This window comes from Acinetobacter sp. YH16040_T, from assembly GCF_024605785.1.
GTDB classification, from domain to species: Bacteria; Pseudomonadota; Gammaproteobacteria; order Pseudomonadales; family Moraxellaceae; genus Acinetobacter; species Acinetobacter amyesii.
Window position 1 is genome coordinate 887,740 of the sequence record NZ_CP094541.1, and the last position, 21,563, is coordinate 909,302.

The 21,563-nt window shown below is 40.6% G+C and carries 16 protein-coding genes and 1 pseudogene; 10 read left to right on the forward strand and 7 right to left on the reverse strand.

What is annotated here, in order from left to right; translation table 11 throughout:
• Window positions 1-43 precede the first annotated feature (43 nt).
• Window positions 44-1,324, reverse strand: a complete 1,281-nt coding sequence (locus MST16_RS04235; protein WP_180011479.1) for an MFS transporter — start codon at window positions 1,322-1,324, stop codon at window positions 44-46.
• Window positions 1,325-1,702: 378 nt separating this feature from the next.
• On the opposite strand from MST16_RS04235, the gene def reads away from it, so the two are divergent.
• The 5 genes from def (at window position 1,703) to MST16_RS04260 (ending at window position 6,532) form a co-directional block, all read left to right on the forward strand.
• Window positions 1,703-2,185 carry a peptide deformylase gene (gene def / locus MST16_RS04240; protein WP_180011481.1) on the forward strand — a complete coding sequence of 161 codons (483 nt, stop codon included), beginning with the start codon at window positions 1,703-1,705 and terminating at the stop codon, window positions 2,183-2,185.
• A 332-nt stretch (window positions 2,186-2,517) separates the two neighbouring features.
• Complete coding sequence (locus MST16_RS04245; RefSeq protein WP_180011483.1) at window positions 2,518-3,588, forward strand: GGDEF domain-containing protein; 1,071 nt, start codon at window positions 2,518-2,520, stop codon at window positions 3,586-3,588.
• Window positions 3,589-3,606: 18 nt separating this feature from the next.
• Window positions 3,607-4,059 (forward strand): hypothetical protein, encoded by a 453-nt coding sequence (locus tag MST16_RS04250; protein ID WP_180011485.1) that lies wholly within the window; start codon window positions 3,607-3,609, stop codon window positions 4,057-4,059.
• Window positions 4,060-4,123: 64 nt separating this feature from the next.
• A complete protein-coding gene (locus MST16_RS04255; RefSeq protein WP_180011487.1) occupies window positions 4,124-5,401 on the forward strand; it encodes a glutaminase in 1,278 nt (425 codons plus the stop codon).
• Between the two features lie 90 nt (window positions 5,402-5,491).
• Window positions 5,492-6,532: a molecular chaperone DnaJ gene (locus MST16_RS04260; RefSeq protein ID WP_180092593.1), complete on the forward strand. Its 1,041-nt coding sequence runs from the start codon at window positions 5,492-5,494 to the stop codon at window positions 6,530-6,532.
• A 180-nt stretch (window positions 6,533-6,712) separates the two neighbouring features.
• On the opposite strand, the gene MST16_RS04265 is transcribed toward MST16_RS04260, so the two are convergent.
• A protein-coding gene (locus tag MST16_RS04265; protein ID WP_180006168.1) for an IS3 family transposase occupies window positions 6,713-7,878 on the reverse strand; the annotation gives its coding sequence in 2 pieces (ribosomal slippage) (window positions 6,713-7,620 and window positions 7,620-7,878; 1,167 coding nt in all).
• Between the two features lie 127 nt (window positions 7,879-8,005).
• Between MST16_RS04265 and MST16_RS04270 the strand changes: the two are divergent.
• Both MST16_RS04270 and MST16_RS04275 read left to right on the forward strand, forming a co-directional pair.
• Window positions 8,006-8,161, forward strand: a pseudogene (locus MST16_RS04270) (DUF559 domain-containing protein); the annotation flags it as partial.
• A 69-nt stretch (window positions 8,162-8,230) separates the two neighbouring features.
• Window positions 8,231-10,198: an AAA family ATPase gene (locus MST16_RS04275; protein WP_180011492.1), complete on the forward strand. Its 1,968-nt coding sequence runs from the start codon at window positions 8,231-8,233 to the stop codon at window positions 10,196-10,198.
• A gap of 45 nt (window positions 10,199-10,243) precedes the next feature.
• Here the strand turns inward: MST16_RS04275 and MST16_RS04280 are convergent, their stop codons facing one another.
• Complete coding sequence (locus tag MST16_RS04280) at window positions 10,244-13,138, reverse strand: valine--tRNA ligase (protein WP_180011494.1); 2,895 nt, start codon at window positions 13,136-13,138, stop codon at window positions 10,244-10,246.
• A 184-nt stretch (window positions 13,139-13,322) separates the two neighbouring features.
• Here MST16_RS04280 and MST16_RS04285 point away from each other — a divergent pair, with 184 nt between their 5' ends.
• The 3 genes from MST16_RS04285 to MST16_RS04295 all read left to right on the forward strand — a co-directional run bounded on the left by MST16_RS04285 (window position 13,323) and on the right by MST16_RS04295 (window position 15,936).
• On the forward strand, window positions 13,323-13,994 hold the full coding sequence (locus tag MST16_RS04285; RefSeq protein ID WP_180011496.1) for a hypothetical protein: 672 nt from the start codon (window positions 13,323-13,325) through the stop codon (window positions 13,992-13,994).
• 44 nt (window positions 13,995-14,038) lie between these two features.
• Window positions 14,039-14,845, forward strand: coding sequence for an SDR family oxidoreductase (locus tag MST16_RS04290; protein ID WP_078191399.1), 807 nt, complete (start codon window positions 14,039-14,041; stop codon window positions 14,843-14,845).
• A gap of 74 nt (window positions 14,846-14,919) precedes the next feature.
• Entirely contained in the window at window positions 14,920-15,936 is a 1,017-nt protein-coding gene (locus MST16_RS04295) for a hypothetical protein (RefSeq protein ID WP_180011498.1), read from the forward strand.
• A gap of 33 nt (window positions 15,937-15,969) precedes the next feature.
• Here the strand turns inward: MST16_RS04295 and MST16_RS04300 are convergent, their stop codons facing one another.
• The 4 genes from MST16_RS04300 to MST16_RS04315 all read right to left on the reverse strand — a co-directional run bounded on the left by MST16_RS04300 (window position 15,970) and on the right by MST16_RS04315 (window position 21,558).
• Window positions 15,970-16,413 (reverse strand): YbjQ family protein, encoded by a 444-nt coding sequence (locus tag MST16_RS04300; RefSeq protein ID WP_180011499.1) that lies wholly within the window; start codon window positions 16,411-16,413, stop codon window positions 15,970-15,972.
• 3 nt (window positions 16,414-16,416) lie between these two features.
• On the reverse strand, window positions 16,417-16,773 hold the full coding sequence (locus MST16_RS04305; RefSeq protein WP_078192212.1) for a YbjQ family protein: 357 nt from the start codon (window positions 16,771-16,773) through the stop codon (window positions 16,417-16,419).
• Window positions 16,774-16,924: 151 nt separating this feature from the next.
• A complete protein-coding gene (gene adeK, locus MST16_RS04310) occupies window positions 16,925-18,379 on the reverse strand; it encodes a multidrug efflux RND transporter AdeIJK outer membrane channel subunit AdeK (protein WP_180011518.1) in 1,455 nt (484 codons plus the stop codon).
• On the reverse strand, window positions 18,379-21,558 hold the full coding sequence (locus MST16_RS04315; RefSeq protein WP_180011501.1) for an efflux RND transporter permease subunit: 3,180 nt from the start codon (window positions 21,556-21,558) through the stop codon (window positions 18,379-18,381). The genes adeK and MST16_RS04315 overlap by 1 nt, the downstream gene beginning before the upstream one ends.
• Window positions 21,559-21,563: the final 5 nt, after the last annotated feature.

Here is a 21,563-nt window from a genome sequence, read left to right on the forward strand (position 1 = left end):
AAGTGATTTAAAAAAAGCGGTCATTGACCGCTTTTTTATTATTTTAATGAGATGTTTTTTCAAAACGTTGACGATAAAGCATCGCAGTAAAGAAGGTCACCAAACAGACGGTCCAAATATAATACATGGCGCCAATGTTGCTGTATAAACTCAACCATTGAACCAATGGCAAAGTGATACCACCCGCGATGGCATAGGCCAAATTGTATGAAAATGAAATGCCCGAGAAACGAATCTGTGCAGGGAACATTTTCACCATACTATAAGACACCATACCAACCGTACCTGATGCCAAACCGAGCAGCATATAGAGCGCAAACACGGTCGATGCTGCCACATGGCCCAAGCTGTTATAGAACACGCCCGCAATTATCGCAACAAGGAGTGAACCGAATAGCATCACTTTACCCGCACCGAAGCGATCTGCCAAAAGACCTGCCAAGATACAACCGACCATTTGCATCACAATAGCGGCACTTTGCATTTTGAAGGCATCGGCACGTTCAAAACCAAAGGCGCCCGTGAGTAGATTTGGCATCGCTAAAATCAATACAACTACACAGCCGGTTAAGAACCATGTAAACAGCATACCAATCACAACGCCTGTTTTGTGCTGTTGCAGTACTTGTTTCACTGGAAGTTCTTTAGCCAATTGTTTCTTTTCTTGCATGGCTTTAAATACTGGCGTTTCTTTTAAATAACTGCGGAGATAGAGCGCAATAAAACCAAAGATCCCGCCTAAAATAAATGGAATCCGCCATGCCCAATCATGGATTTCTGACTCTGTAAATTGTAATGAAATAAACAAAGACATCAGTGCGCCCAATAGGATACCTAAAGATAAGCCAGCAGTGAGTAAGCCATTGGCGATACCAATTTTTTGCTCAGGCACATGCTCTGAAACAAAAGTCCATGCAGCAGGGATTTCACCACCAATCGCGATGCCTTGAATCACACGCATCAGTAGGAGCAGGAGTGGTGCTGCATAGCCAATACTTTCAAAAGTTGGCATCACACCAATCATCAGTGTAGGCAGAGCCATGAGTAAAATAGACAAACTAAATAAACGCTTACGACCAATCAAATCGCCAAAATGCGCCATTACGACACCACCCAATGGGCGGAAAAAATATCCTGCTGCAAAAATACCGTAGGTATTCAACATCGCCCAAAATGGACTGAGGCCAGTGGGGAAAAACAGTTCCGAAATAATTTTGGCGTAAAACACATAAATGACAAAGTCATAAAACTCAAGTGCGCCACCGAGGGATGACAGTCCGAGGGTGCGTTTATCTTGACGAGTCAGGCGTGGCTGAGCTTCCATGCAAATATTTTCCAGCAGCAAATAGCATTTGACGATTTTAGTGATTCAATTTTTTATTGAATAATCAAACTTTTTTGCCTTATTAAAAACTTATAGTTATGAAAATATTATTAATTAAGAACAAAATAATATAGATAAAGTCGCATTAACTTAAAGAATGATTGGTAATAGATAATGGCGTACCTTGATGTATAAATGATAAATATCAATAGCATAGGGTGGTGTGATCTGTCATTTTACTTTGTGCTCTATATAAACCACAAAAGATTCAAAGCCATAGCACGCTGTTGTTTTATACTCAGAACCGATAATAATGCATATTGCATGGTTGTTTTTTTAAAGTGATTTCAGCCCGCTAGACTTAAAAAGGATAAAAACATGAGTAATGTTGCTGCTGTTGCACAGCGTGGTGAAGCAATTTTGACGCTCACTGCCGCAGAGGTACAAGCATCTGAAATAGGTTCTGCATGGTTAACTGCACTAAGTGAAACACTGCATGCCACTATGCTTGAGCGTCAAGGCGTAGGCATTGCCGCACCGCAAATTTATGTTTCAAAGCGGGTGATTATCGTGGCTTCACGTGCAAATTTACGCTATCCAGACGCACCTGAAATGGAGGCGATCGTGATGGTCAATCCAGTGATTACATCTCGATCTACGACCACGGTTTTGGGTGAAGAAGGCTGCTTAAGTGTGCCGAATGCACGAGGGCAAGTCCCGAGAGCCGAGCAAATTCACGTGCGATATTTGACCCTTCAAGGTGAAGTCAAAGAGAAAACCCTGAATGGCTTTCCTGCACGGATCGTACAACATGAGGTCGATCATCTGAACGGGATCTTATTCACCGAGCGTTTAGAATAATAAACCGTACTATTTCAAAAAGATAAAAGTGACCAATTGAGCTAAAAAAAATAGCGGAAAAGTAATTTGAATAGTGGTGTAAGTGAAGTTTAAAGGCTTCAAAGGTTGCACTTTTAACTGTGAAAATAGGCTTTCTTTTTGAAGTTAAAACCTTGTATAACTAGCGAAATAATAAAATAAAAAAGAAGATTAATGGGGAAAAATTGGGGCAATGCTGTCTGTACGAAATGGGGCGTACAATGGCGTAAATTGAAGCATCTTTTGTTTGAGTCAGACTATCTCATCATCAATTGGTCTGACTACGATAAGGGCGTTTACTTCTCATCTTTGGCATGCTGAGTCAAGTCAGCGTGTTGAAGTGGTGCATCATAAATTTTTATTATTCGACCAATCGGATTTGGTTTAATCCGAGTGAACTCAAGTTCAGGATCATCGTCGCTTGTATAGTCCTACTCAGTTATGGCGTATTGGCAGTACTCAGTCTTTATTTCAAAAAATATTTAAATTTTAGACTGTTTTTTAGCTATTTTGCGCCCGTCCTGTTTGGGATCGGCATGATCTATGGTGGCTATATGATCGGGATCTATAGTCCTGCCACTATGGCGGGGACGGTCAATCTGCTGATGGTCGGTTTGGTTTTTTATCGTCCTGCGATTATGCTCAGTATTACATTTCCGATCACACTGTTTATTGGCTACATTTGCTATCAAACTTCGATTGACCATCTAGAATATGCACCGATTTTCAGCCCAGCTTTAAAACAGAGTGAGTTTTACGACAACGCCTTTTGGCTCATGAGTATGGCGGAGTTGTATTTGCCCATATTGATCGTCAGTGCAGTATTTTTTCAGATTTTGCTTTTACAGTGGCGACACCGTGAACAAAAGATGGAAGTCCTCAGCCGTGTTGATGGCCTGACCAATGTGTTTAACCGTCGTTATGTCAGTCATGAACTTGATACGCTCAGCAAACAGACACGGCCTGAATTTGCAGTGGTTTTGCTTGATCTCGACCATTTTAAATTGATCAATGACCAATATGGACATGATGCAGGAGATGCCGTTTTACAACGTGTTGCTCAAATTTTAAATGACAATACTCGTGTACAAGATGTGGTTGGGCGTTATGGCGGTGAAGAATTCATTTTAATTCTAAAAAATCAGAGTTTAGAGCAGGCGATAGAGGTCGCTGAACGTTGTCGATTGGCCATTTCTGACGCTGAAACCATGATAGCCAACCAACATATGTTGAAGATTAGTGCAAGTTTTGGTGTAGCAACTGCGATCGAGGGGACACCGTCTGCTATGGTCACGCGTATGGCCGATCAAGCGCTGTATATGGCAAAGCAACAAGGTCGTAACCAAGTGCGTAGCTTTCGTGAGTTAAACTTGGCAGAAGATTAAATAATTTAAACGATAGTTATGCAGCAATTACAATTTCAGCTCGGATTAGCGCAGCTCGACTTTCAGACCGAGCAACGGAATATTCATTTTGATCATGGCTTAGTGGCTTTGGTACAAAAATGTGTCCGACATCAGCGCTTCGATGCTTTAGCGATTGAATATTTGATCTATGAAATTGAAGAAATTTTAGAACGATTACAGCTTGATTATCAGACGCAGCGCTACGCTCAGTCGAATGATGCGATGCTGCATATATTGGCGCAAACCTTTTTTGAACATGCGCCCCGCATTGACCGACAAAGCTTTGAACATGGCTTTAATGAAATGATTGAACATACCGAATATTATCAAAATCTATTTGGTGAGCAGGCAATCATTCAACTTAGTTATTTCATTTTTATTCGAGAAATGATGCACCATTTAAACCTACAGCACATACAAGTTTTAGCTCAGAATGCGTCTTCACCATAAGGACTTATACAGATGCAGCTCAATTTGTTATAAATAAAAAAGCACACAACAAAAAATAGACCTTATGAAAACGCCTGTTCCAGATTATTTACAGCATGTCCTTAATGCCTGCGATGCCAATCAACACGGAGCTTTGGCAGATTATATTCCTGAGTTAGCTAATGCCAATCCAAATAGACTGGCTTTGGCACTGTCTACCGTAGATGGCACGATTTATTCTACAGGTGATGACGAGGTCGAGTTCACCATTCAATCGATGTCTAAACCTTTTGCTTATGCCTTGGCCATACGTCATCAAGGTTTGGATGTGGTATTAAAAAAAGTCGGGGTTGAACCCTCCGGCGAAGCCTTTAACCAAATTGCCTTAGATAAAAATACCAATCTGCCCAAGAACCCGATGATCAATTCGGGTGCAATCACCACACATTCACTTTTACCGCATGACGAACACAGCACTCGAGCTGAAAAACTCCGTGAATTTTTAAGTGAACTGGCAGGGCGTGAGCTGAGTTTTGATGACGCGGTTTACCAGTCTGAAGTGAAGACGGCTTTTCGAAATTTGTCAATCGGTTACATGCTGCGCACAGTCGGTGTACTTGAAGAAGACCCTGAAGATGTGGTGAACGGCTATATTCGTCAGTGTGCAATATTAGTGACGGTTAAAGATTTGGCAAAAATGGCCAGTGTGCTTGCCAATGGTGGTGTGCAAGCAGCCACAGGAAAACGGTTGCTGTCACGTTCGGTGGTGCGCCAAGTGTTGAGTGTGATGATGACTTGCGGCATGTATGATGCTGCGGGGGATTGGCTGACAACGGTCGGTATTCCTGCCAAAAGCGGTGTGGCCGGTGGCATCATGGGGGCTTTGCCAGGGCAGGTTGGGTTGGCAGTCTTTAGTCCGAAACTCGATACACATGGGAATAGTGTTCGAGGCGTCGAAATATTTGAACGACTGTCGAAGGACATGGGGCTGCATGTGATGGAGGGAACTCCTTCAGCGCAAACGATTGTCCAAAGTCGCTATACCTGCGGGATAGATCATTCGGTGGTGGTGTATGAACTGCGCGGCGTATTGCAATTTACGGAGTCTGAAATGTTATTGCGCATACTGCAAAATGAAGCTGTCGAACCGACTCAAATTGTCCTTGATCTCACTAATATTTCTTTGATCCATGATGTCGGTGAACGTATGTTATTTGAAGGTGTAGATCGCTTGATTGCAGATGGTCATCGCGTGGCAGTGATCGACTCAGAGCATCTCTTGGAACAAAGTCGAAGTCATGCAGGATATGAAGTGGTTGTTCGAGAAGAGTTGAGTCAATATTTACAGCAGTTTGATGGTTAATTGATAAAAATCCATTGTTGATTCATATAAGGTGCTCATAAGTTTCGTGCTTAGATCAGCTATAATTTTCTTTTTGCGTTAAATTTGCTTATGTCTTTTGAGTTAAAAGTCAGTTTACTCCCGAGTGTTGACGCTTTATCCCCACAGCATAAAAAGCTGAATAAACTGATTGAGCAAATCGAACAGCAAAAGCTGGATTTAGATCTTTGGCAAAATGCCAAAAGTGAGATTCAGAGTTATATTCAGTTAAAACTTGTGCCGATTTATCGTGATTTGCATGCGGTGTACTACCGCCAGCTTGCACAGCTTTGGTTGCACATACAGCAAGAAGACTTTGCTAAAGCAGACTTAGCACAGCTGGATGCAAAGCTTGCGAAACTGGCTAAGCAGCTAAAAAAATCCAACTATTTAAATACTGCCGAACTTGAAAAAGTCACTGAGGTGGATGCCTTTTATCAGCAGCATCATGCGCATAATCAAAAGCCAAATAAAAAAGCTAAGTCAGCCCAAACTGAACAGAGCAAAGTAGAAGGTCATGTTGATATAGAACAAGAAACGACAGAAGAATATGAGTCTTATGAAGCGTGGGACAGCGAACAATATCAACGTGAGAAAAAAGAGCATCAGCGTAAACGACTTGCGCAAAAACGTGAGCAAGCTGAAAAGTTAGTGAACCAATCACTGAAAACTGTGTATTTAAAAATCACTGCCATGATTCACCCGGACCGTGAACCTGATGAAGCTAAAAAAGCGGAAAAAACCGAGTTGCTGCAAGTGGTGAACCAAGCCTATGAAGCACAGGATTTGTTTTATTTACTGAAACTGCAATTACAGCTAGAAACTAATAAGGGCAAAAGCCCTAAAGCCTTAACCGATGAACATTTAAAGTTTTATCAAATGGCGCTTGAGGCACAAAGCCAACGCCTTGCAAGTCAGATAGATGACATTACGGATAGTTTTCACTGGACTAAAAAACCAAAGCCGAAAAATATGCAGGTGAAAGATGTGTTTAAGGTGATTAATGGTGATGTTTCAGTGTTGAAAGAACAAGTGAGGTGGGAAAAAGAACGGCTGAAATATATGGAGAAGGTGAAGGGGCTGGAAGTGTTGTTGGAGAATGGGGTGCTTTGATACTTTTTTCATTAAAAGCACGTTTCCCTCATCCCCCTTGCGAAGCAGTGCTTCTCATCCCATAGGGAGAAGGAGCTGCATCTAATTAAATACCGTCAATCGGCTTAATAATGAATATTCCCTCTCCTTGTAGGAGAGTGATGTGTGCTGAATTAGCAGGAGACTTTCACTTGGGAGATTCTAGGCAGCTAACCGATAAAAGTCTTCTGCCATTTGATTTGGTGTCTTAAAATCCAAGCCTTTTTGAATTCTTCCCTGATTATAAAATAACTCTATATATTTTGTAATATCCGCTTTGGCTTCTTCCCTTGTTTTGTAGTTGCGATGATGGACTAGTTCATTTTTGAGTATGCCCCAGAAACTCTCTATCGGTGCATTATCAAAGCAGTCGCCTTTTTTGCTCATTGAACCCTGAAAATCAAATTTCTCAAGTAAGTTTCGATATTCATTACTGCAATATTGGCTGCCTCTATCTGAATGTACAATGAGATCTTTAGCAGGTTTCTGATTGCGAATAGCCATATTCAATGCATCACAAACAAGCTTGGCTGTCATGCGCTCATTTAAGCTATAGCCAACAACCTGTTTCGTGTAAAGATCTTTGACAGCTGCCAAGTACAACCAGCCCTCAGCCGTCCAAATGTAGGTAATGTCACTCGACCACGCAAGATTAGGCTTCGTCATTGAAAACTGTTGCTTGAGTAAATTGTCATAAATAGAACGGTTGTGATCACTGTTCGTGGTTCTTTTGAAACGCTTATGGCGCTTACAATACAACTGATTTGATTTTTTTATTTGGCGCACAGCATACGTACTTATTTTGATACCTTGCGCTTGTAAATGCTTGGTTAATCGAACATAGCCATAGCTTTGTTTGGTTTCTTCATGGGCTATTTTGACCAAAATTGTCTGCTGATTTCGCTGAATTGATCTTTTACTCATGCCTCGCTTTAGCCAATCATAAAAGCGAGAAACGGATACACGAAGTAATCGAGCCATTAAAATAATCGGAAATAAGTGGCTTTGCGATTTCATATAGGCGTACCTCACTGACTTTCTTTGGCAAAGTACGCTGCTGCCTTTTTTAAAAATTCACGTTCCATTTCAGCTGTTTTGAGCTGTTGTTTAAGCTTCTTATTTTCTTCGAGTAAGGCGTTTAGATCGGGCGAATACTGTTTTGTGCCTGCTAAAGTTCCAGCCTTTGCTTTGTTATTCCAGTTCGAAAGGGTTTGCATTGAAATGCCAAGTTGTCTAGCGGATTCCGATACATTACCTTGGTTCTCTTCAATGGCTTTTATGGCTTCAGCTTTAAATTCTGCGGTGTAAGTCTTCTGTTTCTTGCTCATGGTAAACTCCTAATGAGTATGTATAGTTTACCAAGTTAAACCCTCCTGTTTTTTAAGCACACATCAGAGGGCTAGGGAGAGGTTATAAAATTTGATAATTTAAAGAAAATAATAAAAGCAAAACGTAATGAACAATAAACTCGCCCCCCAACTTTTAATTTTCGCCAAAACCATGCGTCACACAGCCACCGATGCTGAAAACTTCATGTGGCAATTCCTCCGTGCCAAGCGACTTATGAATCTTAAATTTCGTCGTCAGCCTGAGTTTGCCAGTTTGATTTTACGGATGGTTAATAGAGTTAAATTGTGATAAATTTATGAATTATAAAATAATTTTATACTTTGGGGTTGTATGCTAGTTGGTGTTTTTCTTCGACATTTTAAAATATATAAAGGTGCAAGATATATTCCATTTGGATTAGATGAATTAGAAAACTTTAATTTATTTATTGGTCAAAATGGAGCAGGAAAGAGTTCAATTCTCGAGTCTTTGGATTGTTTTTTTAATAATAATGAATTTATTGTTCACTTTTCCGAAAAAAAGAATGAAGCATTTGTAGCACCTACATTCTTAATAAAAAAGGAAGATTTAAATAAATTTGATAGACAGGTACAAAAAATAATCCCTGTTATCAGTGAGCTTTTATTTGATTTAGATCAGAGTAAATCTACAAATTATGGTTCTTATAATGATTTTTTTAAACAAAGAGAGAATTTTTTTAAATATAGAAATACACATTATTTAATTACTTATGCATTTTTTCCCTATCCTGAAAAGGATACAAATAATTTATTTTTAACTTTTGATAGTTATATAAAAAAGGGAATTAAAGAGAGTCAGCTTTTAAAGGATGATAAAGAGCAAAATAAAGTTTTAGCAACTCTTAAAAATGATTTAATAAAAAATTATTCATTTCAATACATTCCTGTTGAGACATCCTTAAATGACTTCTTACGTTTAGAATCTAAAGGTATGCAGGAGTTAATGAGCGAAAATGTAAAAAAAAGAATTGAGCAAACTCTTACTTCAAAACTACAAATCAAAGCTGAAAGAACAGTTAATAAAAGTATTTTAGACTTATTAAATTCAGATCTAGAGAGTTTTGTAGGAGAGGTTCAACAAACAATTAAGCAAATAGATAGTGACTATTCTTTTGCTAGAGAATACAAATCGAAGTCAAACCTTACTGCAAATCATTTGACCGATATTATTATAGAAACATTTTTTGATAAAAGACGTTTAAAAATTGATAGAAAACCAATCGAACATTTGTCGGCTGGGGAAAGGAAGAAAGCTCTAATTGATATTGCATATGCTTTTTTAACACAAGAAAGAGATACTACACAAAATATTATTTTAGCAATTGATGAACCTGAAGCTTCATTGCATATTTCCATGTGTTATGGACAATTTAGTAGACTTCATGAACTTGCAAAAAAATATAATGTCCAAATGCTTATTAGTACACATTGGTATGGAGCTTTACCAATTTTAGATAAAGGTAATCTTCATCATATACATGAAATAAAAAGCAGTGTAAACATTAGTCAATATTCTTTCAAAAACTACTTTCAGGAAAATGGCAGTCATCCAGATGATATTCATTTTAAAAGTTTTTTTGATCTAGTGTCCTCAATTGTTAGTTCTTTAAGATTACATAATAAAAGTTGGCTAATTGTTGAAGGTGAAGAGGATAAAAAATATATTTTGAATTATTTAGATGAAGATAAAAAAAATGATTTAATAGTCTTGCCTGTTGGTGGGTGTGGCATTGTTTTAAATTTATATAATTACTTGTATGCGCCACTTTCTCAAAAAAGTGAAATTAAGGAAATTAATAGAAAAGTTGTATGTTTAGTTGATACTGATTTTAATGCATTGCCATTGGAAGATAATTTTTCATCTGAAACTAAGAAGAAAGATTTAATTATAAGAAGATTACAAATCGAAGGTGACACAATAAATTTATGTCGTTTGGAAAATCTAAATCGTTCTCCAACAGAAATTGAAGAAAGTCTTAATGCTAAAACCTTCTATAAAGCATTATCACAAGCAATTGAGAGCATTGGTAATGATCGGATTAAATTAGTCTTTAGTAATTTCCAATTTGACGAAACTAAAAAATTCAGTTTTATTAAGGGAGATAACTCAATTATATATCCTAAAAGAGAATTTGAATTAGAAGGCAATCCATCAAATTATAAGTTAGAGATTTTTAATTTTGTTGATAAAAATAAAGAGCTAATTTGCAATATCTATTGTGAATTGGAAAGTGAGACTAAGCCTAAATGGATTGAAGATTTAGAAAAAATGTTATAAAAAAACCCCTCACTAAGAGGGGTTTTTTTGAATCAACCTACAGCATTAAAGCGCTGCAATCTGCTCCATATTCGCTTTAATCTTCGCCAACTGATCAGCAAATTCAGCAAGTTTCACTTTCTCGCCTTCAACCACAGCAGCAGGCGCTTTCGCCACAAAACCTTCATTGCCAAGTTTAGTGGCAATTTGGTCATGTTGCTTTTGAACCTTGTCTAAGTCTTTTTGCAAACGACCCAATTCCGCTTTCGGGTCAATTAAGCCCTTCATTGGAACGAATACAGACACATGACCTACAACAGATGAAGAAGATAATGGCGGTTGTTCAGCATCAGCCAAGAAGGTAATGCTTTCAACTTTTGCCAATGCTTTGAACAATGGTTCAATACGAGCGATTTGAGCTTTTTCCGCATCCGTCGTGTTTTGAAGCAGTACAGGCAACAAGCGAGCATTACCTAAGCCCATTTCACCACGGATATTACGTACCGCACCAATCAAACCTTGCAGCCATTGCATGTCTGCTTCAGCTTGGTCGTTAATGAGTGCTTGCTCAGCAACTGGGTACTGCGCCAACATAATGGTTTCGCCAGAAATGTTGAGTTTTGGCGCAAGTGTTTGCCAGATTTCTTCTGTTAGGTAAGGCATTAACGGATGAGCCAAACGTAACGATGCTTCCATTACAGAAAGAAGAACACGACGTACTTCAGCTTTACGCTCAACCGATACGTTTTCGTCATTGAGAACTGGCTTAGTGAGTTCTACATACCAGTCACAGTATTCATTCCAAATGAACTCGTAAATCGCTTGTGCAGCCAAATCTAAACGGTATGTTGCAAATGCTGTTTGCACCGCTTGTTCCGCTTTTTGTAGACGGCTCACGATCCACTGTTCAGGCAATTCCCAAAGGTCTTGACGAACGTCTTGACCAATGACTTGCTCTTCGCAGTTCATCATCACGAAACGGGTAGCGTTCCAGATCTTGTTGGCAAAGTTACGGTAACCTTCAACACGTTTCATGTCGAACTTAATGTCACGGCCTGTGTTGGCAAGCGCACAGAACGTGAAACGAACCGCGTCTGTACCGTAAGATTGAATGCCTTCTGGGAATTCTTTACGGGTAGATTTCTCAATCTTCGATGCTTGTTTCGGGTTCATGAGTCCTGTAGTACGTTTTTGTACTAAAGTTTCAAGGTCAACACCGTCAATCAAATCTAATGGGTCAAGTACGTTACCCTTAGATTTAGACATCTTCTGACCTTCGCCATCACGTACCAAACCGTGAACGTACACTGTTTTGAACGGAACTTGCGGTGTGCCATCTTCATTTTTCATGAAGTGCATGGTCATCATGATCATGCGGGCAACCCAGAAGAAGATAATGTCGAAACCAGTGACCAATACATCAGTTGGGTGGAAGGTATTTAAGAAATAGTTTTCTTTATCTTTCGCTTCGTCGCCAGTCCAACCTAAAGTTGAGAATGTCCAAAGACCAGATGAGAACCATGTATCAAGCACGTCTTCGTCTTGTTTCAATTCAACTTCAGGTGCAATGCCGTTTTTCGCACGAACTTCAGCTTCATCACGACCTACAAATACGTTACCTTCAGCATCGTACCAAGCTGGGATACGGTGACCCCACCACAATTGACGTGAAATACACCAGTCTTGAATGTTATTCATCCAAGCCATGTACATGTTGCTGTATTGCTCAGGAACGAATTTAATTTCGCCATCTTTAACCGCTTTAATCGCAGGCTCAGCAAGCGGCGCAATTTTCACATACCATTGGTCAGTCAGTAATGGTTCAACAATCACGCCTGAACGGTCACCGCGAGGTGGCTTAAGTGTGTACGGTTGAATTTGGTCTAACCAGCCTTCAGCTTCCGCTTGAGCAACCAATTTTTTACGTGCTTCAAAACGTTCTAAACCAATGTAGTCCGCAGGTGCAGGAATGGTTTTAGAAATTTGCTCGCCCGCTTTTGCGATGTATTCAAACTCAGCCAACACTTCAGCATTTTTGTTGAAGATGTTGATGATTGGAAGTTCACAGCGTTTACCCACTTCATAGTCATTGAAGTCGTGCGCAGGGGTGATTTTCACACAGCCTGTACCAAATTCTTTGTCTACATATTCGTCTTTCACGATAGGAACTGCTCGGCCTGTAATAGGTAGGATAATGTTTTTACCCACAAGCGCTGCATAGCGTTCATCATCCAGTGCAACCGCAACAGCTGTATCACCTAATAATGTTTCAGGACGTGTTGTCGCCACAACGATGTGGTCTTTACCATCGTGGGTGCGGATTGATTTGTCTTCAAAGAAATATTTGAAGTGCCAAAGTGAACCTGCTTCTTCTTTATCCGATTCAACTTCTAGGTCAGATAGGGCAGTTTGTAATTTTGGATCCCAGTTTACGAGGCGTTTACCACGGTAAATTAAGCCTTCTTCATGTAGCTTAACAAAGACTTCTTTAACCGCGTTAGAAAGACCTTCGTCCATGGTGAAGCGCTCACGTGACCAGTCTACAGATGAGCCTAGACGACGAATTTGACGGGTAATGTTGCCGCCAGATTGTTCTTTCCATTCCCACACTTTTTCGATGAACTTTTCACGGCCAAGGTCGTGACGGCTGATGCCTTCAGCACCCAATTGACGTTCAACAACCATTTGCGTTGCGATACCTGCATGGTCGGTACCCGGCTGCCAAAGGGTATTTTTGCCAGACATGCGGTTATAACGAGTCAACGCATCCATAATGGCATTGTTGAAACCATGACCCATATGCAAGCTACCAGTGACGTTTGGTGGCGGAATCATAATACAGAATGAATCACCTTTTTGAGATGGCTTGAAGTAGCCTCTCTCTTCCCAAGTCTTGTACCATTTTTTTTCGATCTCGGTCGGATCGTAGGTCGTAGCAATATTTTGCGCTGAATCAGTCATAGTCTAAACAGATCAAAAGTGGATAAAAAATTAGATCTATTGTAGCAAAAAAAATGGTGAATTAGGGATGTTGGGCGAATGTTAACTTTTAGGATTTGGCAGTAAATAAAAGAGTCCGTATGATAGGACCTAAGATAAGAAGTATCCATTGATCCCAAAACTAAGATAAAAGGAGCAATATCAAATGACTTATTCTATTTCTTTAAAGGTTCAACCTACGACATATCAACGTTTTGAGACAATTCATCAAAAACTCAATGCAGGTGAAACAGAAAGTCAGTCCAAAGCCTTAGGGGATAATTTAGCGGATATTGCATGTGAAATTTTAGATCAAGTTTTTGGCCAAATGGCGCGCATGAATAAGTCTGGAGACAATGAATCCGAAAAAATTATTCAGCAAATACGTGAAACGACCCGTAAATATATGCCGTGGTCGGTGTCTTTTTTTGGCAATGACCGCCTTGTACCGATGGTAAATTATTTATATGGACGTTTTTACAGCGAAGATGGTCAGCATTATATGCATTATCCGATCGATGCCTCTTTAGCCACCGACTTGCTTGCCTATGTCAATCAAATGAAAGAAGGGCAGAATCAATATGTGCCGCTCGCATTGAAGGCATTTACACAAGTGGTCGATGCCGGGGTGACGCATTTGGTGCGAGAACCGAAAAAAATGCTGAAATTTAACATGGTAGTGGATAAAACTTTAACCGGTGTCATCAATCTCACCACGCAACTCGGTTATAAACGTTTTGATAAACTCGGCAAAATTTATGATGCACAATCGATGAGTCAGTACTTTGACCATTTTATGGTGTTTTTGAGCAATGAGCCTGTACTACATAAAGCATAAAATACATATAAATGAATAAATTAGTTATTTAAAAGGATGTCAAAATGGCAAAACGTGATGATTTGAACGGAAAAGTGGTGTGGATTACTGGGGCATCGTCAGGTTTGGGTGAAGCTTTAGCAAAAGAATGTGCTTTGCAAGGGGCGCAGGTCATTTTGACCGCACGTCGTTTTGAAGAGTTGGAAAAAGTCCGGGTTTCATTATTACATCCAGATCAGCATCTTTCAGTGTGTGCAGATATTACCAATGAAGAACAAGTTCGCCATGCTTATGAACAAGTCCTTGCGCATAAAGGCCGAATTGATTGGCTAATCAATAATGCGGGATTGAGTCAGCGTGCATTGATCACGGATACGACTATGCAAACTGAACGTGCCATCATGGAAGTAGATTATTTTTCGCAAGTCTATTTAACCAAAACCGTTTTACCGACATTTTTAGCACAAAAGTCTGGTCGAATTGCTTTTGTTTCAAGTGTTGCAGGCTTATTAGGGACACAATACCGCGCGACCTATTCTGCTGCAAAAGCTGCCATTCATATGTGGGCAAACAGTCTACGTGCAGAAGTGGCGGATCAAGGGGTGGGCGTATCGGTGATATTCCCCGGATTTGTCAAAACCAATGTTTCATTTAATGCACTCAATGGTGCCGGCAAGCCACAAGGGCATCAGGATGAAGCCATTGAAAATGGTCTAGAAGCCAATGAGTTTGCCGAAACAGTAGTGCAATCTTTGCAACGAGGGGAAGAATACATCGTGGTGGGTGGTTCTAAAGAAAAGCTCGGTGTTTGGGTGTCACGTTTATCACCGACAACGTTGTATAAAATGATTCGTAAAACCAAAGTGAAGTAAGTTTTATCAAGTTTAAATTGTTTAAAAGTCACTTTTAAGAGTGACTTTTTTAATGAGTAACGAGATTATAAGAAATGAAAAAGAATAATTTTAACAAATGGGGAATAGCCATCATTTTGTGCGCAATCATTGGTGCAATCGGTACAGTGGCATATTTTTATTTTAAACAGAAAACTCAAAAAATTGAGCAGAAGTCAACGCTCGAAAAGCCTGAAAAAGAAATAGGAACTGTATCAGAACCAGTTATTGAATCTGTTGAGATTGAACCTAAAGTTGAAGCGGCGAGTGCAGAAGTTGTTATGCGAGGACCAAATGAGGGGTGGTTACCGATCGAAGCACTGTTTGATGAAAAAGGATTATTGAAGTCTGAGTATTACAGTCAAAATCCTCAAGATTCAGATGTTGATAAATTACCTTATAGCTCGAATAAAATTGGTGATTTTAAATGGCGAGCTGAATTTCATCCTGTTGATGATTTTAAGGGCGATCAGGCTAGATTCAAAGATCAATGTTTTGGATATTGTGTTTTAGTGAAAGGTAAGTTGCTGACCAGTGTTGAATCGACTGTATTTACGGGAGCATTTATTGCGAAAGATCATTTGATCGAAGTGATTGCACATAAGGGGAGTGGCGCATATATGCCTGTCAACTATAGCTTTATCAAAATCGACAAAGCTGGTAATGCAGAGTTAATCTCAGATGATCATAATTCTTACAAAGATCAATTGGCTCGTATCAATCATTCGGGACTCGAGATTGACTTAAAACCATTTAGAAAAATTCAATATTTTCTTCTAATGAATGAAAATGGTTTAAATGTGTCGATGCAAAAAACCAATAAGGCGGATGTCGAACCGACTCAGTGTAAAGAGTATTACGAAGGAACATTAGAGGCATGTCCAACTTTATATGGATGTAAAGCTGACATTGTGGTGCAAGATCTGGCACGTGCTTATGCTGGAGATGTTGCATTTAGTTATCATGATCCAAATATTGATGAAAAGAAATTTAATGAAGTTTGTTTTAAAGTTTGTCGCAATGAAAATGTGAGTTATGAAGAGTTTGAAAACACATTGTGTAAAGTAAATTAAATAGTAAAAATGAATTGGGGAGAAGTAGAGAGATCAGATGTCTCTCTTTTGAATTGCTGTTCCATACGCAAAGACTTCGACCATGCCGCCTTGCATACCCAACTCAGTGGTGCTTAAACGCAGACCCATAATTTGCGTTGCGCCCATCTTTTCAGCTTCTTGCTTTAAACGCACCACGGCTTCACGACGTGCCCGATCGACGATGCTTTCATAACTGGTTAAACGTCCGCCAAAGAAGTTCTGAATATTGGCAATCACATATTTAAAATAATCATGTGAAATCACTACATTACTTGAAATCAGTTGTCCGAAATGTTCAGTAGTTTTAAAGCGGTTGTTGTCTATGCGAATATGCGCCAATCGCCTTTCTTGAGCTTCGAGTTCTTTGAGATGCTTTTGTTCGATATGGCGACCGAAGCCCCAACCAATACAAAAGAGCACCACAAAGATCAGGACTTTAAAAATAAAGGCATCCATGACTTAGTCCTGAGTTGGAAATGGGTCTGGGAGTTTTGCTGAGTTGGCTTCTACGCGAACTGCTGTGCCGTACACAAATAATTCAGAAGCACCTTGAGCAATATTTGAGGTTGAAAAACGGATGCCGACGACCGCATTCGCGCCTAAGGCACGTGCTTTATCAATCATACGGCTCATGGCTTCTTGACGGGATTCTTCGAGTAGTTCTGTGTAACCTTTGAGCTCACCACCTACAATATTTTTTAGGCCAGCCATAAAGTCACGACCAACATGTTTACTGCGGACAGTACTGCCATAAACGACATCAAGTTGTTGTGTAATGGTATGACCCGGAACAGATTCTAGATTACTTAAAAGCATTTTTTAGTTATCAATATAAAAAGGTGAATTGAAGATAGGAAACTCTTCAGTAAAAAGCAATATGTTCATTTTTATTTTGAAGTTTCGATCTAAAAATGAAAAAGCCCACCGAAGTGAGCTTTTCAAATATTACTGGCTAGGCTAAATCAAATTATTGTTTTGACGCAGCTTTACGCTCAGCAGTAGACGGTTGGTATTGCACAGCATCAGAAGTGTTGGCTTTGATACCACCACCAAGTGTTTTATACAATTCAACTTGGTTGTTGAGATTTGCTTGTTCAAGCAACAACAAACCTTGCTCAGCTGCATAAGATGCACGCTGCGCATCCAGTACAGTTAGGTAGCTATCAATACCAGCACGGAAGCGAGCATTTGATAGTTTGTAGGTTGTATTGGTTGCATCAACTAAACGGCGCTGTGCTGCAATACGGTCACCAATGTTTTGGCGAACTGCAAGCGCATCATTTACTTCACGGAAAGCTGACTGAACTGATTTTTCATAATCAGACAATGCAATTTTCTGGTCAGTTTCAGAAACTTTAATATTGGCCTGACGTGTACCCCAGTCGAAGATTGGAATATCTAGGCTAGGGCCAGCAGACCATACAAAGTTGCCTGATTTAAATAGATCACCTAAGTCCGTTGAAGCATAACCCGCAGAACCAGTCAGGCTGATCGTTGGGAACAGACGTGCTTTAGCTGCACCAATGTTCGCACCGGCAGCAGACAGTTTGTATTCAGCTGCACGGACATCTGGACGGTTGTTCAACAAATCACTTGGAATACCTGAACCAATAGTATTGGTCGAAGTAATTCGATTGACACGTTGGTTCGGCAGCAAGTTCGCAGGTACTTGTTGACCCACTAATAGATTCAATAAGTTTTGCGCTTGAGCAATTTGAGTCTTGTAGTTTGCAACATCATTACGTGCAGTTTCTACAGAAATCTGAGCCTGACGAACAGGAACTTCACTGTCAATACCGACATCAAAACGCTTTTTGTTGAGGTTGTAAGATTCAAGCTGAGCTTTTAAGGTTTGATCCGCAAGCTTCAAGTTCGAATTGGCATACGCGTAGTTTAACCATGCTTGAGCCACTTGACCGATCAACGCAATTTGTGTTGCATCACGGGCACTTGCAGTTGCAAGGTAACTGTCCAAAGCATTGTCTTTTAAGCTACGTACACGACCCCAAAAATCAAGTTCATAGGCAGTGACACCTAAACCGACATTGTAAGAGGTGATAGGCTTTTGCGTATTCAACGTGTCTTGACGAAGTACGCTACCACTTGCACCAATGGTTGGTAATTGACCATTGGCAGTGATTTGATACTGTTGCTGTGCACGTTCAATATTTAAAGCAGCCGTACGTAGGTCACGGTTATTGGCTAAAGCTAAGTCAAGAACTTGTACCAGACGTTGGTCAGCAAAGAAATCTTTATATCCTTGTTCAGCAACAGAAGTACCAGAAGCACTTGCTATGTAGCTTTCGGGGATATTGGTCTGAACAACCGGCTCTGGACCACGCATGCTTTGGCAGGCAGCCAAAGCAAGCGCAAGTGAAGAAACCGCAATGCTACGACCTGCAATAGACCATACATTTTGCATCACGATAAATGCTCCTGATTATTTTGTTGTTTTGGTTTGTACTTAAAGATACTTCGGATCCATACGTAGAATACAGGAATAAAGAAGATACCAAGTAGGGTAGAACTGATTACGCCACCCAATACACCATAACCTACAGAGTGCTGACTACCTGCACCTGCACCCGAAGAAAGGGCAAGCGGAAGTACACCAAAACCAAAGGCTAAAGTGGTCATGATAATTGGACGTAGACGCATTTTAGCGGCATGCAATGTTGCGTCAAACAGATCTTCACCTTTTTCTTGAAGTTCTTTGGCGAATTCTACGATCAAGATCGCATTCTTCGCGGACAAACCAATGACGGCAATAATAGCCACCTGGAAGTAAATGTTATTCGCCAAGTTTGGATTTTTGAAGAACACCATTCCAAGGAAAGTCAGTAATAACGCACCCAATACACCTAATGGTACAACCAGTAATACTGAGAACGGAATAGACCAGCTTTCATACAAGGCAGCAAGACATAGGAAGACGATTAACAATGAAAGTGCGTATAGGAATGGTGCTTGTGCGCCAGACTCACGTTCTTCTAGAGATAGACCAGTCCATTCATAGTCAAAGCCTTGAACGCCCATCGAAGGAAGTTTTTGTACAATTTCTTCCATCGCTTTCATCGCGTCGCCCGAACTTACACCCACACCCGGTGAACCTTGAATGTTCACAGATGCGATACCGTTATAACGTTCAAGACGTGGTGAACCATAAGTCCATTCACCAGTAGCGAAGGTCGAGAATGGAACCATTGTGCCTTGGTTGTTACGGACATACCACTGGCTCAGGTCTTCAGGCATCATACGTGCCGCAGCTTCACCTTGTACATAGACTTTCTTCACACGACCACGGTCAACGAAGTCATTGATGTAAGAACCACCCCATGCCATACCCATTGTGGTGTTAATCTCAGAAATACTCACACCCATTGCACCAGCTTGAGCTTGGTCAATCGTGATTTTGTACTGTGGTGTATCTTCTTGACCGTTAGGACGAACACCCATGAGGCGTTTATCTTGAGCAGCCATACCGAGCACCATATTACGGGCATCGATAAGTTGTTGATGGGTTTGACCTGCAGAAGCTTTTAACTGCAAGTTGAAGCCGGCAGTTACACCCAATTCAGGCATTGCTGGTAATTGGATTGGCATGATGTATGAAGCATCCTTCACGATCATGTTCAATGCCATACCACGTTGAATAATCGCACCCACTTGAGATTCAGGTGATGTACGGTCTTCCCAATCTTTTAACTTGATGAATGCAAGACCTGCGTTTTGACCTACACCTGTGAACGAGAAACCGGCAACACTGAATACAGAATCGACATATTTTTCTTCGTTTTTCAGGAAGTAATCGGTCATTGCAGTGACAGTTTTATCCGTACGCTCAAGTGAGGCATTCGGTGGTAACTGTACCAGTGTCATTACAACACCTTGGTCTTCTTCAGGTAAGAATGATGATGGTAACTTTTGGAATAAAAGCACTAATAAGCCAATCACAACCGCATAAATCACACCAGAGAAAATCTTGTGGTGCGTCATGAAGTTCACGCCGCCTTGGTATTTATGCGCAACTTTATCAAAAGAGCTGTTAAACCAACGGAAGAAACGGGCAAAGATATTGTTGCTTTCTGGTTTGTTTGGATCATGTTGTTTCAACATGGTCGCACATAGGGCAGGGGTAAAGGTCAATGCCACAATCAATGACAGAATCATTGCTGTTACCAGCGTGATTGAGAACTGACGATAAATTACACCTGTCGTACCACCGAAGAATGCCATCGGCACGAATACAGCGGTTAACACAGAGGTAATACCGATGAGGGCACCCGAGATCTGTTTCATTGAGATTTCAGTTGCAGTCACTGGGTCAAGATGATCTTCAACCATGACACGTTCAACGTTCTCTACGACAACAATTGCATCATCCACGAGGAGACCAATCGCCAGTACCATCGCGAACATGGTGAGAGTGTTGATAGAGAAACCAAACATGTTAATGACAGCAAAAGTACCCAATACCACTACAGGTACAGCCAATGTCGGAATAATCGTTGCGCGCCAGTTCTGTAAGAACAAGAACATCACAAAGAATACGAGAATCACGGCTTCTACAAGGGTATGTACAACACTTTCAATCGATAACTTAATGAATGGAGTCGTATCAAATGCAAGCGTGTCTTCTAAACCTTCAGGGTAGTTTGGACGTAGTTCTTTTAAACGTGCTTCAACAGCTTCGGCTGTATCTAATGCGTTTGCACCAGTTGCTAGTTTGATCGCTACACCACCAGCAGGTTTGTTGTTGAACTTAGAGTTGAACTGATAGTTGTCAGCACCTAATTCAACACGTGCAACATCACCTAAACGTACCTGAGCACCATCACTACTGTTACGCAGGAAAATGTTTTTAAACTGCTCTGGTGTTTGCAACAAACTTTGTGCTGTAACTGTCGCGTTCAGTACTTGACCTTCAGTTGCAGGCGCACCGCCTAACTGACCAACAGCAACCTGAGCATTCTGTGTACGGATAGCCGTAGCCACATCACTCGGTGTAACTTTCAGGTTTGCCATTTTGGCCGGATCTAGCCAAATACGCATCGCATAAGAACCACCGAATACTTGGACTTCACCTACACCTGCCACACGGCTGAGAGGTTCAGAAATATTCGAGTTTACATAGTCCTTAATGTCGTCCGCAGTCAACTTACCCGATGGTGAGTGGAATGCTACAACTTGTAGGAAGCTTGCGCCAGATTTGGTTACTTTTACACCTTGACGCTGTACATCTTCAGGTAATAACGCTGTCGCAGACTGGAGTTTGTTTTGGACTTGAACTTGGGCGATATCTGGATCGATCCCTTGTTCAAAGTTCAATGTAATAGATGCTTGACCGTTACCCGCACTGTTTGACGAAATATAACGTAAGCCATCCAAACCATTCATTTGTTGTTCAATGATTTGGGTTACGGTGTTTTCAACTGTTTCTGCAGACGCACCAGGGTAAGTCGCAGAGATTGAAACCGTTGGCGGCGCAATGGTCGGATACTGTGCAATTGGCATATTAGATAGCGTGAGTACACCCGCCAACATAATCACCAATGCAATCACCCACGCAAAAATGGGGCGATGAATAAAGAATTGAGCCATTCAGT